Source organism: Streptomyces sp. NPDC002888, assembly GCF_042888465.1.
In the GTDB taxonomy this organism is placed as follows: domain Bacteria; phylum Actinomycetota; class Actinomycetes; order Streptomycetales; family Streptomycetaceae; genus Streptomyces.
This window is the reverse complement of sequence record NZ_JBIAPU010000002.1, coordinates 360,043-377,284: the sequence shown is the minus strand read 5'-3', so window position 1 is coordinate 377,284 and position 17,242 is coordinate 360,043. Positions and strand designations below refer to the sequence as shown.

The following is a 17,242-nucleotide window of genomic DNA, read 5'->3' as shown; positions in this document are numbered from 1 at the left end:
ATCACCGCTTCCCCCGTACCGCCCGGATCATCTCGGCCACGGCCCCCAGGATCCTGGCCCGATGCCTGGATTCGGCTCCGTCGAGCGCGGAGCGCAGGAAGAGCACTGCCGCCCCGGCGACGATCAGCACAGTGAGGACGCTGCACACGGCAGCGACGAGAACCGGATCCATTGCGGCTCCTTCGAAGCGTCGGGATGACGGGGACGTCCACGACCGTGCCGGAAGGCGCCGGTCGCTGTGCCGGGGCAATCTGCGCGATCAGGCATGGCTTTGCAGGTCAGATCGGTAGCTTGGAACCTTCCGAGTCGCCCGAGTCGCCCGAGTCGGCCGACTCGGGACCATCGGGCGAGGGCGCGGGGCACGGGGGACGGGGCACGGGGCCATGAAGGAACCGCAGACCTACTGGACAGAGCTGGCCGGGCTGCTGAAGCTGGCCGGGAAGCCCGAACCGCCCGTCGTGCACGCGGAGATCCGGGCAGGCCTTGCGTCCCCCCGTAAAGTCCCGGCCGGCAGCACCGTCGCGGACTGGGTAGCGATGCGCACGGTCCCCCGCGACGACACCAAAGTGGTGCTCTTCATCTCCGCCCTCGAACGCCTGGCGCGTCGGAAGAACCCCGGCGGCCTGCGCCTCCCGGCCGAGGCGCGGTGGCGCGGTCTTGCGGCACGGGCCCGCTTGGAAAAAGCCCGCGCCAAGGAGGGAGGCAGCGCCGGCCTTTCCCCGTCCGCTCCGTCCCGTGCTTCCACCACCCCGCCGTGTTGGGGCGACAGCGTCGCGAAGTCCCCGGCCTGGCGGTTGGTCAAACCCAGCGGCACAGAGCAGGCCGAGTCCCTCAGGACACAGGCCGCAAGAGCCGGCGACCGGTTGGCGGAGCTGTACGACGAGGCGCGGCCGGCACTCGCCGACGACCCGTGGCACGACGTGAACCTGGCGCAACGCATCTCCCGCTGGACCAACTGGCTCATCAGCACGCTCTGGCCCGAAGAGAAGGGCCTCCTCTCCCCCGCCGAGGCCGCCCTGATCGCGCTGCTGCCCCACCTGTACCAGGCGCACCGGTCACGGACGGCGGCCGAGCTGTCTCACGTCGATCCGACGGACCTCGGGCAGCGGACCGCGCCGGACGGGGAACGGCGGATGTACGAGGTGCTGCTGCGCAGCCACGAACGGCTCGTCCGGCGGGCGGAGCTGGGCGCCCTGAAGGATCGCCCCGACGGGCGGCGGGAGATCGGGTGGTGGCTGTTCCACCAGTGGGCGAGACGGCAACCGGGACAGCTCACGGCGTTCCCGTCGGCCGTGGGCGTCGAAGGCACCGGTCTCGAGGTCCTGCTCGATCCGGAACTCCTGTCGCGCCTGCTGGGCTGCGCGCATGCGGGACCGAACGAGTTGTTCGACGCCGCCCGGCCGGACCACCTGCGGGAGGACCCCTTCCCGCTGGACTTCGACGGCCGGGACTTCCAGGACGTACGGGAACGGCTGGTTGGAGCGCTGTTCACCGTCGCGCACGGCATGGCGGTCGAAGCCGCGGACCTCTCCTCGGTGATCGTCCGACACGTGGGGATTCCGGACCCCCTCGACCCCGCGGAGCTCCTTGCCACGGTGCAGAAGGCCACCTGGTACAAGCGCCCGGACGGAATCGGGCTCAAGGCGGGCTGCGGCCATCCCGCCGTCGTCGCCGCCCTGACAGAGCACACCCAACGGCTGGAGTCCCTGCTGCGCGCCGTCCGGCGGGCCGCCGCGCCCGAGTTCAACGCGCTGCCGCTGTACACGAGCACCGACAAGGTGCGTGAAGTCGACAGCCAGGGCACCGCGGTTCCGGTCGGCGGGGTCATCCGCTTCCGGCTGGACGAGGAACGCGTCCAGGAACTCCTCATGGGTGAGAACCTCTACCGCGACCGGTCTCTCGCCATCCGCGAGCTCTATCAGAACGCCCTCGACGCCTGCCGCTACCGGCGGGCCCGGGCCCAGGCTTACGAGGCCTACAGCGCGTACCGGGGGCGGATCGAGTTCACCCAGGGGTACGACGAGGAGGAGGACCGGCACTACCTGCAGTGCCGGGACAACGGCGTCGGCATGGACGAGGTGACGCTGTCGGAGGTGTTCTCACAGGCCGGTGTACGGTTCACGGACCTCCCGCGGTTCCAGGAGGAACAGCAGGAGTGGCAGAGCCGCGGCGTCACCATGCATCCGAACAGCCGGTTCGGCATCGGCGTGCTCAGCTACTTCATGCTCGCCGACGAAGTCCGGGTGACGACCTGCCACATGGACGCCGTCGAGAACCGGTTGCGGGAGATCACCGTCCTGATCAGCGGCCCCGGGCACTACTTCCGGGTCCGGCCCACCGGCAGCCCGGGAACCATCGGCACCACGGTCCGGCTGTATCTGCGGGACGGCGACGAGGCGCCTTCCTGCGTCAGGGAGTTGCGCAGGTTCCTCGGCATCGCGGAGTTCGCGACCACCGCCGAGCACGGCAGACAGACCGTGGTGTGGGAGCCCGGTGTCCTGCGCCCACGGGAGGCACCGGGACTGCGTCCCGACGGCTTCCAGGCCCACGGCCACATGGTCTCCTGGCCTGCCGCGCCCGGCGGGGTGGACGGCCAGGTCGTCTGGTGCCGGCACGGCGGAGGTGTCCTGGTCGACGGGATCTACACCGAGCCACGCAAACGGCGAGGTGTCCTGACCGACCCTGGCGACCTGCGCCGGCTGCGCGGCGCCGTGGTCAACCTCACCGGCAGGACCCGGCCCCGCCGCCTCTCCGTGGATCGCACCGAGATTCTCGACGCCGACGTCTGCGCGGACGTGGAAGACCTGCTCAGGGCCGCGCTGCCGACGCTCCTGTCCGCCGACCCGCCGCTCCTGGACGCCGAGTGGCTCGCCGAGGTGACGGGTCGCAGTCCCCGGCTCGCCGACATCGTGACGGAGATGGCGGGAGCGGCGGGACACGAGACGGAACTGCACGGCCATCGATGGGCTGTGGCCGCTGCCGGGTTCTTCACCCAGGACCCGCTCATCGTCCACCGGCGCGACTCCGGGCTCGCGGACTACGAGACAATCCTGGGCGAAACCCCGGCCGGGAGGGTGAGCGGCACCATGGACGACCGCATCCTGCTCTGGCGGCTGCTGGCTCACCGGCCCAACGCCGAGTTGACCGCACTGGCGGCGATCGTGCCGGAGCTGGACCTGGTCGAGCGGGTCCTCCCGGCGCTTCCCTCCGACATCCTCACGTGCACGCTCGTCGACGGCGTCTGGACCGATCGGCGCTGGCCCGATCCCGACTACGACACGGACAAGGAGCTTGCCACTCCCGGGCACGTGCTGTTCCTGGCCGAGACTCGCGGCGTCTCGTACCGGGAGGCCGTGAGGCGCATGGGGGAGCTGCGCCTGCCGACGCCGGGGCCGCCCGACGACGATCCCGTCATCGACGAGATCAACCTCGCGCTTCTGAGCGACGACCTGGTCCCTCCGTTCCACACCCGGGCTTCCTTGGCTCACTGGCTTCGGCGCGTCGGCCCGGTGCCTCCCGGTCACCTCCTCAAGGCCCGCCACGAGTTCGGCATCAGTCTCTGTGAGGCCGCCCGGCGCATGAAGGCCTTCGGTTTCACCGTCATGGAACCGGACCCGTCGGCAGAGGACGCTGACGAGCGGGCCCTGCCGTTGCTCAGCCGTCGCCTGGACGGCCGGTCCCCCTGGCTCGGCGTCAGCAGACCGGTGACTCCCGGCCACCTCCTCAAGGCCCGGCGCGAGCTCGGCATCGACCTCGGCACAGCCGTTCAGTGGATGACATGGTTCGGCTTCACCGTTCCGGCAGCGGAAACGTTGGTGGAGGCCGCGGACGAGACGACCCTTCGCCTGGTCAGTCACCACATGAAGGGAAAAGACCCGCTGGACCCTGCCGAGCCGGTCCCGGCCGGTCATGTGCTCCATGCCGCCGCCGAGTTGAAACGGCCGGTGCCGGATGTGGCATGTGAGCTTCGCGCCCTCGGTTTCCGTCTGGCGCTCGCCCCCGACCGCGAACAGCAGGCCGACGGCTTCCTCCGGCAGAGCACGGAGTGGGGCTGGGGTTCCCCTGACTGGCGGAGCCTGAGCGAAGAGAAGCCGGTCCCACCGGGAGTACTGGCCCGCGTTTCCTCCTCACACGGCGTTCCCCTGCACGAGATGGCCCGCTGCGTCGAAGCGCTGGGGTTCCGCACGCCCTCCGCCCTGCCACGCCGGACGGACGAGATGGACGTGCTGATCCTCAGCGCGGGCCTCAATGGTGAAGCCCCCTGGATCGAGGCGGATGTTCCGATGGCCCTCCCGCATGTGGCGAGAGCATCCCTCACGACCGGACTGCCGCCGGCGGAAGTGGCATCCCGACTGCGCGCCTACGGTCTCGAACCGCCGGACACGTCGTTTCCCCCGAGCGTCGAGCCCAGGGACGTCATTCTGCTCACGCCGGATCGGCGCGCCAGGCCCCCGGAGGGTCAACTGTCCCCGGAGCACCCGGTGTCGGCGCACCATGTGGCCCTGAAGTCCTCCGGCCTCAGCGCCTCACCGCGGGCCGTCGTCGAGCGTCTGGCCCAGTACGGTCTCGTCACGTCGCTCGCGGCGCCACCGGAGGATGCCTACGGGTTCGACACCTACCTCCTCGGCCTGAACAACGAGACCAAACAGCCGCTCGAAGAGGGCCGCCCGGTCCCGCTGCACCATGTGGTCTCCATCGCGACGCTGCTGTCCAAGGAACCGCACGAGGTCGTGGAACGACTGTCCGCGTTCGGCTTCCGGATCCCCGAGGACCGGCTGGACCGACTGGACGAGACAGACCGTCGGCTCTGTCGCGTCGAGCGCACACCGGGCAAACGGCACCCGCCCCTCACCCTCGCCGAGCCGATCGCCGACTTCCTTTCGATCGCCCGTCAGTCCGGCCTGCCCGTCCGTGAGCTCGTCGAGCGGCTGGAGCGCCTGGACGTCGATCTCCAACGCGTCCGTGACGCCGTCCGCGCCGCTCTCCCCGAAGTCCCCGGCCTGGTCCTGGCGAATGAGGCGGAGGGGACGGTCGAGACGAAGGAACCGAACACCGTCCCACTGCCCGAGGCTACTTGACCTGCCCCTGGCCCAGTCCGCCGCCGATCTCCTCCGCCATCACGCGGCCGGCCTCGAACTCCAGGGTGTCGTCGCCGATGCCCTGGTCGGTGTCCAGGCCGTCGAGTTCCTCCAGGGGCTGGTTCAGGCGCACGTGGGCCAGGACCGAGTGGAGGGCGCGCAGGGTGGCCGACGCCGTGGCTCCCCAGTTGGAGAAGTAGGAGAACTGCCACCACCACAGGGCCTCCGAGGTGCGGCCGGCCCGGTAGTGGACCATGCCGTGGCGGAGGTCGGTGATGACGTCGGTGAGGTCGTCGGAGATACGGGCCGGTACGGGCGCCTTACGGGGCTCGTAGGGGTCGAAGACCTCCGAGTAGACGTCGATCGGCTCCAGCAGGCGGGCGAGGTTCTCGCGGAGGTCGTCCACGTCCGCCTCCGGGCCCGGGTCGGGCTCGTAGCGCTCGTCGGGGACGATGTCCTCGTGGGCTCCGAGACGGCCGCCGGCCAGGAGGAGTTGGGAGACCTCCAGGAGGAGGAAGGGGACCGCCGAGTCCGGCTCGTCGCCCTTCGCGACCTCGGTGACGGCGACCAGGAAACTCTCGACCTGGTCCGAGATCTGGACCGCGAAGTCGTCCGGGTTCTGTTCGGTCGCGTGCAGCGTGGCGTCAGACATCTAGGAGTCGTCTCCCCTCGAAGGCGCGGCCGAGAGTCACCTCGTCCGCGTATTCCAGGTCGCCACCCACCGGGAGGCCGCTGGCCAGGCGGGTGACCTTGAGGCCCATGGGCTTGATCATGCGGGCGAGGTACGTCGCCGTAGCCTCCCCCTCCAGATTCGGGTCCGTGGCCAGAATCAGTTCGGTGACTGTGCCGTCGGCCAGGCGGGCCAACAGTTCTCTTATACGCAGATCATCCGGTCCTACACCCTCGATCGGGCTGATGGCGCCGCCCAGGACGTGGTAGCGGCCGCGGAACTCCCGCGTGCGCTCGATCGCCACCACGTCCTTCGGCTCCTCCACGACACAGATGACCGAGAGGTCGCGGCGGCTGTCGCGGCAGATGTTGCACAGCTCCTCCTGTGCCACGTTGCCGCAGGTCGCGCAGAAGCGGACCTTCGCCTTGACCTCCATGAGGGCCTGCGCGAGACGCCGTACGTCCGTCGGTTCCGCCTGCAGGATGTGGAAGGCGATCCGCTGGGCGCTCTTGGGACCGACGCCGGGCAGCCGCCCCAGCTCGTCGATGAGGTCCTGCACCACGCCTTCGTACAACGGACTGCCGTCCTTCCTGAGGTTCCTTCAGTACGTACCGTAGTTGGCCGAAGCCCGTCTTAGAAGGGCAGGCCCGGGATGCCGCCGCCCAGGCCCTGGGCCAGCGGACCGAGCTTCTGCTGCTGGAGCGTCTGCGCGTTCTCGTTCGCCGCCTGTACGGCCGCGACGATCAGGTCCGCGAGGGTCTCGGTGTCCTCCGGGTCCACCGCCTTCGGGTCGATCTGCAGCCCGCGCAGCTCTCCGGAACCGGTGACGGTCGCCTTCACCAGACCACCGCCCGACTGGCCTTCGACCTCGGTCCGCGCCAGTTCCTCCTGCGCGTTCGCCAGGTCCTGCTGCATCTTCTGGGCCTGCTGCAGCAGCTGCTGCATGTTGGGCTGGCCACCACCGGGGATCACGATCAGCTCCTCCGTCTGTACGGGTTTTCCCGTTCAGCACGAGCCTACGTGTTCGGCGCAGCCATCGCCCCGGCACTCTTTCGAGTGAGTCGAGCATCAGGCGTATACCTGATCAAGGCCCCCGTCCGGGCGGAAAAGCGATGAAAGCGACTCCTTCGCCACCCATTGGGCGGTAGGAAGGATGCGGCGCGTCAGCATCAGGAGTCACGGTGTGACGGTTCACGGTTTTCACGGTGTCGCGGTGTCACGGTGCATCACGCTGTCACTCAGCGTGATCGGTCGGGATCAGTAGGGAGTGCCGGGTGGGTCAGCCGGAGATGCAGCCCGAGGGTCCGCCTCAGGACGGGCGGGGTGAGGGTGCGGCCGGGCTGCGGCCGGGCGATCTGACCGGGCGGGCGTTTCCGCTCGGCGACTGGGCGGAGCCCGCGGAGCGGCTGGACGAGCTGTACCGGTGGGTGGAGCGGGGGGCGCTGGAGACGGCGGCCTGGTATTTCGCCGAGCGGGTGTGGAAGCGGCGGGGAGCGCGCGTGCTGCGCGGCGGGGCGGCCGTCGGGGCCGTGACCGGGGCGTCGCTGCCGTTGCTGGATCTGACCGGAGTCGTAGGCGGGGTGGCGCCGTGGGGGTATCTCGCGCTGCTGTCGGCCGTGGCGTGTGTCGCCGTCGATCGGTTCTTCGGGGTCACGTCCGGGTGGATAAGGGACGTCGCCACGGCGCAGGCGGTACAGCGGCGGCTTCAGGTGCTCCAGTTCGACTGGGCGTCGGAGAGTGTGCGGGAGGTGCTGGGGCCGGCGGAGGGCACCGCCAGCGAGGCGACGGAGCGGTGTCTGGGGGTGCTGCGTCGGTTCTCCGAGGACGTGACGGAGTTGGTGCGGGTGGAGACGGCGGACTGGATGGTGGAGTTCCGGACGGGGTGCGCGCCCATGGGGATCCAGGGGGCGGTGTCTTCCGGTGTCCGGCAGGAATCCGGCGCCGGGCAGGGGCGGTTCTCGATGCCCCCGGGGGCGGGAACACGGCCGAACATGCCTCGACAGCGGCCGCCTGAGCCCAGGTGAGCGTCCGGCGCCTCAGGCCCTCACGCGCACATCCCCGCCCCCTCCCGCGCGCACGGCAGATGCCCGTGGTCGCGGATCACACCCTGGCTGGTGCCCTCGTCGAGGTAGGCGAGGAAGGCGGCGGCGAGTGAGCCGGCGGGGGCGGAGCGGTAGGTGTAGGCGTACTCGACGCCCCGGTACGGGTAGTGGCTCGTGCCGTTCGCGATGTCCTGGACGGACGCCTCCTCGCCGTCGAGGGCGACCCGGCGCACGCTCTTGTGATCGGCGGCCAGGGTGAGTTCGCTGTAGCCGACGGCGCCCGGCTGACCGGCGACCTTGTCCAACACGTCCTCCGTGGAGCCGAGTTCGCAGCGGGTGACCGTGCGGTCGGCCCGCGTGGGCGGGGCGCAGTCCAGGGAGGTCGTGGGGGCCTGCTCCCAGCCGCCCAGGACGCGGTCCTGGAAGATCTGCCGGGTCCCCGAGTAGGCGTCCCGGCTGACCAGGACGACGGGCAGGTCGGGAAGGCGGGGGCGGCCGGGCCGGTAGCGGTCGAGGTCGCTCCACCGTCTGATCCCACCGGCGTAGAGGCGTTTGACGTCGGCCCGGGTCAGGCCGTCCGGGCCGAGGTCGATGTCGTCGTTGACGACGAGGGTGAAGACGGAGACCGCGACCTTCTCCCCCTTCAGGTTCCAGCGGTCGCCCATCGGGCCGTCCGAGAAGGCGATCACGGACGGGGCCCTCCGCCCCGACCTGGCCCCCAGGGCGGCGAGTTCGGCGACACCGGCCTCGCTCCCCCGCGCCTCGACCTCGATGTCGGCGCCCTCGCACTCCTTCTCGTACTCCTGCGCCAGCGTCCTGATCGCCGGGGCGAACGCGGTGGAGCCGGTCACCGTCAGCGTGCCCTTCGCGCAGCCCAGAGGCGGCGGGGCGTCGTCGCGGACGACAATGATCGCCGCGAGGGCGAGGACGGAGAGGGTGAGCAGACCGGTGAACAGCCGGGCGGGGAGGCTGAACATGGGCGGGATCTCGTCCGGGGTGGCGCTGCGGTTCGGGTGGACCTCGCCGTCCCGGATGCCGCCGAACAGCCGTATCCCGCGGCCCACGTCACCGCCGGACAGCAGCACCAGCAGCTTGAAGTGGTCACCGCGGTTGAGCGGGACGCGCGGAATGCGCAGGGTGTTTCCGTCGTAGCCGAAACCCCGGTCCGCGGTGAAGTGGTCCATGAGGTGGTCGGTGTCGTCGGGCTGGGTGACCGAGACTCCGCGGACGGTGCGGTCGGTGAACACCGCGGTGAGACCGTGTCGTTCGGGTCCGGTGTAGTCGTCGCGGTCGATGCCCTGCGAGCCGTCGTTCTCGATGCGCAGGAGGACGAGGGTGGCGTCGGCCATGCCGGGCCCCTCGTCGAACCAGCCGAGACGTCTGTTCGCCAGCCCCGATCTGACGTCGTCGCCGATCGGGTTGTCCATCTGCACGCGGTAGCCGATGCGTTTGCGCCGCGGTACCCGGCGCTCGTACCAGACCATGACGCCGGACGCGACGATGCCCAGCAGCGCCGTCCCGACGGCCACCACGTTCTCAGCGCTCAGCCATTCCACCGTGGGTGCCCCCGCCACTCCGACCGGCCTGATCGTGGGGTCACCGTACGTCTGTCCGAGCCTGCCCGAGGGGACATTCCGGGCCACCCGCCCGAAGTTCCCCGTACGTTCACCGCCTCGTGTACGTCAGCGTCCCGGTGCCGGGGTTGGCGCGCTGGAGCCTGCCGTCGGGCAGCAGGGTGATCTCGGTGGCGGCGCCGGGGTTGCAGGAGGAGCGGGGCTGGCCGGAGGTGACGGTGGAGGGGCCTATGGCCAACGGGCCGTCGGCGGACGGGGGTTCCGCGAGAGCGGCCGTGAACTCGCAGTGGTAGGCGCCGCTTTCGGTCGCGCCGTCGGCGACGAGAGTGAGGACGGTCTCGCCCACCTTCCCCTGCCTGATGGTCAGTTGGCGGGTGTTGCGGCCACCGGCGTTGTCGAACGTCGCGGTCCAGGTGCCGAGGTAGGCGGAGGGGACCGTGGCGTCGGTGGGAGCGGGGGTGGGGGTCGTGGGCTCGGGTGAGGTGGGCGCCGTAGGAGCGGTGGCCGTCCGGGGCGTCGTGGGGCCCGGGGCGGGGGTGGCCTCGCCGTTCATGAGCGCGTAGACCGAGCCGCCCGCGCCGAGCGCGACGACCAGGGCGACGGCCACGAGGAACGCGGTGGAACGGCCACTGCGGGGCGGGGGTTCCAGGGTTTCCCCGGGGCCGTGGTCGGTGGCGGGGTAGGGGGTGGTCTGGACGTACGGGGGGTACGGCGGCGGGTTCCAGGCGTCGGGCGGCCCGGCCGGGTCGTTCCAGGCACCGACGGCAGGCTGCTGAGGATGGCCGTTGCCACTGGGCTCACCCGAAGCGGGCTCCCGGCCGGGACGGGCGACGTCGTCAGAGGCAGGGGCGTGCTCCGGGGTCGCCTCGGGGGCCGGGTCGGGTCCCCCGACATGCGCGCCGGCTCCCGACTCCCCCTCCGGCCCCTCCGCCTCCAGCAACCGCACCGCGTGCCGCCCCAGCTGGGCGACCAGGGCGCTCGGCAGCCACGGCTCACGGAAGCGGCCGTCGGCGGCCGTGTCCTGGGCGCCGGTGAGTTCCAGGACGCGGGCGAGTGAGGGGCGGGCTGCGGGGTCCTTGCGCAGGCAGGCGCGGACGAGGTCGGCGATGCCCTCGGGCACGCCGGTCAGGTCGGGTTCCTGCTCGGCGATACGGAACATCAGGGCGTGGGCCCCGCTGCCGTTGGAGCCGAAGGGGAGCCTGCCGGTGGCGGCGTACGTCAGGACGGAGCCGAGGCAGAAGACGTCGCACGCGGGCGTGATGGGCTCCCCGCGCACCTGCTCGGGCGCCATGAAGCCGGGCGAGCCGACCATCGCGCCGGTGTGGGTGAGGCCGCCGTCCGTGGCGGTCTCCAGTGCCCGCGCGATGCCGAAGTCGATGACACGCGGCCCGTCGATGGTCACCAGCACGTTGGACGGCTTGAGGTCGCGGTGGACGATGCCCGCGGCGTGGATGTCGCCGAGCGCGTGGGCGAGTCCGGTGGCCAGGATCCGCACCGTGCGCTCGGGCAGCGGGCCGTGGTCCTGCCCGACGACCTGCTGGAGGCTGGGCCCGGCGACGTAGCCGGTGGCGACCCACGGCACGGCGGCCTCGGTGTCCGCGTCCAGCACCGGCGCCGTCCAGTGCCCGCCGACGCGTTGCGCGGCCCGCACCTCGTGGCGGAATCTGGCCCGGAACTCCTCCTGCGCGGCCAGTTCCCGGCGCACCAGCTTCACGGCGACGGTCCGTCCCCGCTCCGACCGGGCGAGGTACACCTGCCCCATCCCGCCGGCCCCGAGCCGCGCGACCAGCCGGTACGCCCCGATGCGCTGCGGGTCCCCCGGCCCCAACGCCCCCATGGCCATCCCCATCGACCCGCCCTCTCCCCCGCCCGCCCCTGCACGGACGGACCGAGAATAGTGCGGGGATCCTCGCAGGTGGACGATGGTCCTTCTACGGTTCGGTAACGGCGGTCCTTCTACGTTTCCGGAACGGCGGGCGCTTCTCGTTCCCGACGGCTCTCGGCAGGTCGGCCGGGTTCCGGAACCACCGGCCCCACCTCCTCCAGCACCTCTTCCAACACCTCCGACAACCGCTCCAGCACCCGCACCGCCTCCGCCAGTTCCCCCTCCCCGAACGCCTCCGCCAGCCGGTCGGCAAGGGCCGCGTGCCCGGGGTTGATGCGGGCGACGGCGGCCCGGCCCTCCTCGGTCGGGGCGAGCAGCTTGGCGCGGCGGTGGGCCGGGTTGGGGCGGTACTCGGCGAGGCCGCGGTCCACGAGCAGGTCGGCGATGCGCTGCACGCTCTGCCGGGTGATACCCATGGCCCGGGCGATCCCGGCCACGGGCAGCGGCTCGCGCAGTACGGCGCCGAGCACCTGCCACCACGCGGCGGTGAGCCCGGCGGGCCGGGCCAGTTCCTCGGCGACGGCGAGGAACTGGCCGTTCAGCCGGAAGACGCCGAGCGCGCCGCGGCTGAGCAGGTCCTGACGCTCACGGCTCACCGGGCGGCCGCCTTCTCCAGTACGGCGTACGCCTGCGCGTCGGAGTCGTGGAACAGCCGGTACCAGGCGTCCAGCACCTCACCCTCGTACACCCCGAGGAGCCGGAAGATCTCGCGGGCGAAGGCGACGGGCTCGGTGGGTCCGGCGGTGATCAGCCCCCGGTCGCCCACGGCGTCCGTGTCGACGTAGCGCTCGCCGCCGCCGTAGCCGGTCGCCGCGAGGTAGAAGGAGACCGCGCTGGTGTGGGCCCGGTCGTCGAGCAGGCCCTCGCGGGCGAGTCCGGCGGTGGCCCCGCAGATCGCGGCGACGGGGACTTCGGCGTCCAGGAAGGCGCGGGCGGTGCGGGCGAAGGGGGCGAGGTCGTCGCTCGTGTCCCAGAGGTCGGCGCCCGGGAGGATCAGCAGGGAGCTGTCCTGCGGTCGTACGGCGTCCAGGGCAAGGTCCGGCTGGACGCGCAGGCCGCCGATGCTGCGGACGGGCTCGGCGGACGGGCCGACGGTCCGCACCTCGTACCCGGCGCGGGCGAGGTAGGCGGTGGCGTGGCCGGTCTCCCAGTCGGCGTAGGTGTCGTAGACGGCGAGATGGACGCGCTTGCGGGTCATGACTGCCTCCTCGGACCGTTCCTCATGGCTCGGTATGACAACACGCTGTCACTTCGACAGGAAGCTGTCAATGCACCAACTCTTCGACAACCTGTCGCGGAAACCCCCCACCCACAGACAGGACGCCGATTCCGCTTCCGCATCGCGGACATTTACGCTCACTCGCATGACCCCTCAGCCCAACCCCCAGGCCGGCGCCGCCGTGAAGGCCGCGGACCGTGCGCACGTCTTCCACTCCTGGTCCGCCCAGGAGCTCATCGACCCGCTCGCCGTCGCCGGCGCCGAAGGGTCGTACTTCTGGGACTACGACGGCAAGCGGTACCTCGACTTCACCAGCGGGCTCGTCTACACGAACATCGGCTACCAGCACCCGAAGGTCGTCGCCGCGATCCAGGAGCAGGCGGCGACGCTGACGACGTTCGCGCCCGCCTTCGCCATCGAGGCGCGCTCCGAGGCGGCCCGGCTGATCGCCGAGCGGACCCCCGGCGACCTGGACAAGATCTTCTTCACCAACGGCGGCGCCGACGCCGTGGAGCACGCCGTGCGCATGGCGCGGCTGCACACCGGGCGGGCGAAGGTGCTGTCGGCGTACCGCTCCTACCACGGCGGTACGCAGCAGGCCGTGAACATCACCGGCGACCCGCGCCGCTGGGCCTCCGACAGCGCCTCCGCCGGAGTCGTGCACTTCTGGGCGCCCTTCCTGTACCGCTCCCGCTTCTACGCGCAGACCGAGGAGCAGGAGTGCGCGCGGGCGCTCGAGCACCTGGAGACGACCATCGCCTTCGAGGGGCCGGGCACGATCGCCGCGATCATCCTGGAGACCATCCCGGGCACGGCCGGAATCATGATCCCGCCGCCCGGCTACCTCGCCGGGGTCCGCGAGATCTGCGACAAGTACGGCATCGTCTTCATCCTCGACGAGGTGATGGCCGGCTTCGGGCGCACCGGTGAGTGGTTCGCGGCCGACCTGTTCGACGTCGTACCGGACCTGATGACCTTCGCGAAGGGCGTGAACTCCGGGTACGTGCCGCTCGGCGGTGTCGCCATCTCCGGGGCGATCGCGGACACCTTCGCCCAGCGGCCGTACCCGGGCGGGCTGACGTACTCCGGGCACCCGCTGGCCTGCGCGGCGGCCGTCGCGACGATCAACGTGATGGCCGAGGAGGGCATCGTCGAGAACGCGGCGAAGCTCGGCGCGTCCGTCGTCGAGCCGGCGCTGCGGCAGCTGGCGGAGCGGCACCCGAGCGTCGGCGAGGTGCGCGGGGCCGGCATGTTCTGGGCGATCGAACTGGTCAAGAACCGGGAGACGCACGAGCCGCTGGTGCCGTACAACGCGGCGGGCGAGGCGAACGCGCCGATGGCCGCCTTCGGCGCGGCCGCCAAGAAGCACGGCATCTGGCCCTTCGTGAACATGAACCGCACCCACGTCGTGCCGCCGTGCAACGTGACCGAGGCCGAGCTGAAGGAGGGCCTGGCGGCACTGGACGCGGCCCTGTCGGTGGCCGACGAGTACACGGCATAGTTGGCCGGTTCGGGGCGGAGTCGAACGCGTAAGGTGGCGTGCTCGTACATATGGATGTACGCCACCTTCTACGCGACGAGGGAGACGCCCCGACCATGCCCGGCTCCAGCGGCAACGGCGCCGTGACCCGCAGCACCCTGCGGCAGCAGATCGCCGACGCCCTTCGTGACGAGGTGCTGGCGGGGCGGCTGCAGCCGGGCCAGGAGTTCACGGTGAAGGAGATCGCCGAGCAGTACGGCGTCTCCGCGACCCCCGTCCGCGAGGCCCTGGTCGACCTGTCCGCACAGGGCCTCCTGGAGGCCGACCAGCACCGCGGCTTCCACGTCCACGAGTACTCCGTCGAGGACTACCGGGGCATGCTGGAGGCCCGCAACCTGATCATCGAGGGCATGTTCCACGCCCTGGAGGCGGGGCCCACCCGGTTCCAGGCCCCGGACGACCCCCGGATCGCCGCCGCCGTCGCGGGCGTACGCCGACGCGGCGAGGAGGCCCAACGCGCCGCCGCGGCCGGTGACCTGACCGTCCTCATCGGCTACGACCTGCGATTCTGGCGCGAGCTCGCCACCCTGTTCGGCAACCCCTACCTCGCCGACTTCCTGCACCGGCTGCGCCTGCAGTCCTGGGCCTGCACGGTGCAGCACCTGCGCCGTCTGAGCGATCTGCGCGGCCACCTGTGGTCCGGCCACACCGAACTGGTCGACGCCCTGGCGCGCCGCGACATCACCGCCGCGCGCGCGATCCTCACCGCGTACAGCGCGGACTCGCTGGCCCTGATCGAGCGACTGGCGGCCGAGTGAGCGCGACCCACCCGCCGGCCGAACGAGCGGCCGGCCTCCGCACGACCTGGACCGGCGGCCCGCCCCGCGTCGACCTCTCCGTCCTCATCCCCGCCTACAACGAGGAGCAGCGGCTCGTCCGCACCCTCGACGCGGTCACCCGGTACCTCAGCGACAACGCCGACCGCTGGCCCACCTGGGAGATCGTCGTCGCCGACGACGGCTCCACCGACGCCACCCGCGAGGTCGTCGTGGCCCGCCGCGACCCCCGCGTCCAACTGGTCGTCGGCCCCCGCAACCGGGGCAAGGGCCACGCCCTGCGCAGCGGCGCCGCGGTGACACGCGGGCGCCTCCTGCTGGTCACGGACGCCGATCTGGCCGCCCCCATCGAGGAGTTGGACCACCTCGACCGGGCGCTCACCGGCGGGCACACGGCGGCGATCGGCTCCCGAGCGGTGCCGGGCGCGACGCAGGACACCCGTCAGCACCGGCTGCGCGAACTGCTCGGCCGGGCCGGCAACGCCCTCATACGCCGGATGGTGGTCCCGGGGTTACGCGACACCCAGTGCGGCTTCAAGCTGTTCGACGGCGACAAGGCCCGCGCGGCGTTCGCCGCCTCCCGCCTCAACGGCTGGGGCATAGACGTCGAGGTACTGCACCACTTCCACCGCGCCGACTGGCCGGTCGCCGAGGTCCCGGTGCACTGGTCCCACCAGCCCGGCTCGAAGGTGCGTCCCTGGGACTACCCCCGCGTCCTCGCCGACCTCGCCCGCATCCGCATCCGCCCCCTCGGCCCGGCCGACCTCGTCGCCGGCGTCCTCTTCCTGCTGATGGCGCTGGCCCTGTACTCCGGCCGCGTTTTCGACCCGGACCACCGCTACCTCCCCGACTCCCTCCAGGACCAGAACCAGTGGGAGTGGTTCTTCGCGGTGACCGCCGACAGCGTCGCCCACCTACGCAACCCCCTCTTCAGCGACCTCCAGGGCTTCCCCGAGGGCGTGAACCTCATGGCCAACACGGTCATGCTGGGCCTGTCCGTGCCGTTCACGCCGATCACGCTGCTCTTCGGCCCCGCGGTCTCCCTCAGTCTCTGCATGACGCTGGGCCTCGCCGCCACCGCGGCCGCCTGGTACTGGCTGATCGTGAAACGCGTCGTACGACAGCGCGCGGCCGCCTTCCTCGGCGCCTCCCTCGCCGCGTTCGCCCCGCCGATGGTCAGCCACGCCAACGCGCACCCCAACTTCGTGATCCTCTTCGTGATCCCGCTGATCATCGACCGCACCCTGCGCCTGTGCGAGGGCACCCGGGTGGTCCGGGACGGGGTGATCCTCGGCCTGATGGCGGCGTACCAGGTGTTCCTGGGCGAGGAGACCCTGCTGCTCGCGGCGATGGGCATGCTGTTGTTCGCCGCCGCCTACGGGCTCGTACGGTGGGACGTGGTGCGGCAGTCCTGGCGCCCCCTGCTGCAAGGCCTCGCCATCGCCGCGTCGGTGTGCCTCCCCCTGATCTGCTACCCCCTGCTGTGGCAGTTCTCCGGCCCGCAGAGCTACGACTCGATCCTGCACGGCGACAACGCGGCCAACAGCCCGCTGGCCCTGCTCTCCTTCGCCGAACGCTCCCTACTCGCGGGCGACGCGCGCCGGGCCGCCGCCCTCTCCAGCAACCCCACCGAACAGAACGCCTTCTACGGCTGGCCGCTCGCCCTCCTCGCCTTCGCGATCACCGTACGACTGTGGAACCGGGCCCTGGTGAGGGCGCTGGCGTTCACGGCCCTGGGCGCCGCGGCCCTGTCCCTCGGCCCGAGGATCCGGATCCCCCTCACCGACACGGTGCTGCCCGGCCCCTGGGCCCTGCTCGCCGACCGCCCCCTCTTCGAGTCGGTCATCGAGAGCCGGGTCGCCCTGATCTGCGCGCCCGTGCTCGGCATCCTGCTCGCCGTGGCGGTCGGCCGGCTGGCGGCCACCCGGAACCTGGGGACGCAGTACACCGGCCTGCTGGCCGTCTGTCTCGCCCTGCTCCCCCTCGTCCCCGCCCCGCTGAAGTCCGTGGACCGTGCCGAGGTGCCCGCCTTCTTCGCCGAGGGCACCTGGAAGGGGTACGTCCGGGAGGGCGAGGCGCTCGTGCCGGTGCCGCTGCCCGACCCCGGCGCGGCGGAGGCCCTGCACTGGCAGACCGCGGCCGGCCTGGGCTTCCGTATGCCCGGCGGCTACTTCAACGGCCCCTTCGGCGACGACCGCACCGGCGTCTACGGCGCACCCCTGCGCTACACCGCCGACCTGCTGCGCACCGTGCGCTACACGGGCGTCGTCCCGGTGGTCACCGCGGGCTCGCGGGAGGAGGCGGCACGCGACCTCGCCCACTGGAAGGCGGGCGTTCTGGTGTTGGCGCCCCAGCCCAACGACGGGCCGCTGCGGGAAGTAGTACGAAAGCTGGTGGGCCGTCCGGGTAAATGGGTGGACGGTGTGTGGGTATGGGATCTGCACGAGGGGAGATGACC

General features: G+C 71.5%; 13 protein-coding genes. 5 read left to right on the top strand and 8 right to left on the bottom strand.

Annotated features, from left to right (window positions below; genetic code table 11):
* Position 1: 1 nt before the first annotated feature.
* Entirely contained in the window at positions 2–172 is a 171-nt protein-coding gene (locus ACFYWX_RS04670; RefSeq protein ID WP_389422484.1) for a hypothetical protein, read from the bottom strand.
* Positions 173–383: 211 nt separating this feature from the next.
* Here ACFYWX_RS04670 and ACFYWX_RS04665 point away from each other — a divergent pair, with 211 nt between their 5' ends.
* On the top strand, positions 384–5,078 hold the full coding sequence (locus ACFYWX_RS04665; RefSeq protein ID WP_389422483.1) for a hypothetical protein: 4,695 nt from the start codon (positions 384–386) through the stop codon (positions 5,076–5,078).
* On the opposite strand, the gene ACFYWX_RS04660 is transcribed toward ACFYWX_RS04665, so the two are convergent.
* The 3 genes from ACFYWX_RS04660 to ACFYWX_RS04650 are packed head-to-tail and all read right to left on the bottom strand — an operon-like array spanning position 5,071 to position 6,720.
* The gene (locus ACFYWX_RS04660; protein WP_389422482.1) at positions 5,071–5,730 is read right to left on the bottom strand and encodes a DUF5063 domain-containing protein; all 660 of its coding nucleotides are present in this window, start codon (positions 5,728–5,730) and stop codon (positions 5,071–5,073) included. The genes ACFYWX_RS04665 and ACFYWX_RS04660 overlap by 8 nt on opposite strands.
* Complete coding sequence (gene recR / locus ACFYWX_RS04655) at positions 5,723–6,322, bottom strand: recombination mediator RecR (RefSeq protein WP_030942251.1); 600 nt, start codon at positions 6,320–6,322, stop codon at positions 5,723–5,725. The genes ACFYWX_RS04660 and recR overlap by 8 nt, the downstream gene beginning before the upstream one ends.
* Before the next feature lie 59 nt (positions 6,323–6,381).
* The gene (locus ACFYWX_RS04650; RefSeq protein WP_389422481.1) at positions 6,382–6,720 is read right to left on the bottom strand and encodes a YbaB/EbfC family nucleoid-associated protein; all 339 of its coding nucleotides are present in this window, start codon (positions 6,718–6,720) and stop codon (positions 6,382–6,384) included.
* Between the two features lie 302 nt (positions 6,721–7,022).
* Between ACFYWX_RS04650 and ACFYWX_RS04645 the strand changes: the two genes are divergently transcribed.
* Positions 7,023–7,772, top strand: a complete 750-nt coding sequence (locus tag ACFYWX_RS04645) for an SLATT domain-containing protein (protein WP_389422480.1) — start codon at positions 7,023–7,025, stop codon at positions 7,770–7,772.
* Between the two features lie 20 nt (positions 7,773–7,792).
* Here ACFYWX_RS04645 and ACFYWX_RS04640 read toward each other — a convergent pair whose 3' ends face one another.
* The 4 genes from ACFYWX_RS04640 to ACFYWX_RS04625 form a co-directional block, all read right to left on the bottom strand.
* Positions 7,793–9,346, bottom strand: coding sequence for a PstS family phosphate ABC transporter substrate-binding protein (locus ACFYWX_RS04640; RefSeq protein ID WP_389422648.1), 1,554 nt, complete (start codon positions 9,344–9,346; stop codon positions 7,793–7,795).
* A gap of 109 nt (positions 9,347–9,455) precedes the next feature.
* The gene (locus ACFYWX_RS04635) at positions 9,456–11,201 is read right to left on the bottom strand and encodes a protein kinase (RefSeq protein WP_389422647.1); all 1,746 of its coding nucleotides are present in this window, start codon (positions 11,199–11,201) and stop codon (positions 9,456–9,458) included.
* A 119-nt stretch (positions 11,202–11,320) separates the two neighbouring features.
* Positions 11,321–11,845 (bottom strand): MarR family winged helix-turn-helix transcriptional regulator, encoded by a 525-nt coding sequence (locus tag ACFYWX_RS04630; RefSeq protein WP_389422479.1) that lies wholly within the window; start codon positions 11,843–11,845, stop codon positions 11,321–11,323.
* Positions 11,842–12,447, bottom strand: a complete 606-nt coding sequence (locus ACFYWX_RS04625; protein ID WP_389422478.1) for a type 1 glutamine amidotransferase family protein — start codon at positions 12,445–12,447, stop codon at positions 11,842–11,844. Before ACFYWX_RS04625 ends, ACFYWX_RS04630 begins: the two co-directional genes overlap by 4 nt.
* Positions 12,448–12,613: 166 nt before the next feature.
* Between ACFYWX_RS04625 and ACFYWX_RS04620 the strand changes: the two genes are divergently transcribed.
* The 3 genes from ACFYWX_RS04620 to ACFYWX_RS04610 all read left to right on the top strand — a co-directional run bounded on the left by ACFYWX_RS04620 (position 12,614) and on the right by ACFYWX_RS04610 (position 17,240).
* On the top strand, positions 12,614–13,969 hold the full coding sequence (locus tag ACFYWX_RS04620; RefSeq protein WP_389422477.1) for an aspartate aminotransferase family protein: 1,356 nt from the start codon (positions 12,614–12,616) through the stop codon (positions 13,967–13,969).
* A 95-nt stretch (positions 13,970–14,064) separates the two neighbouring features.
* A complete protein-coding gene (locus tag ACFYWX_RS04615; protein WP_389422476.1) occupies positions 14,065–14,766 on the top strand; it encodes a GntR family transcriptional regulator in 702 nt (233 codons plus the stop codon).
* Positions 14,763–17,240, top strand: a complete 2,478-nt coding sequence (locus ACFYWX_RS04610; RefSeq protein WP_389422475.1) for a dolichyl-phosphate beta-glucosyltransferase — start codon at positions 14,763–14,765, stop codon at positions 17,238–17,240. Before ACFYWX_RS04615 ends, ACFYWX_RS04610 begins: the two co-directional genes overlap by 4 nt.
* Positions 17,241–17,242 lie beyond the last annotated feature (2 nt).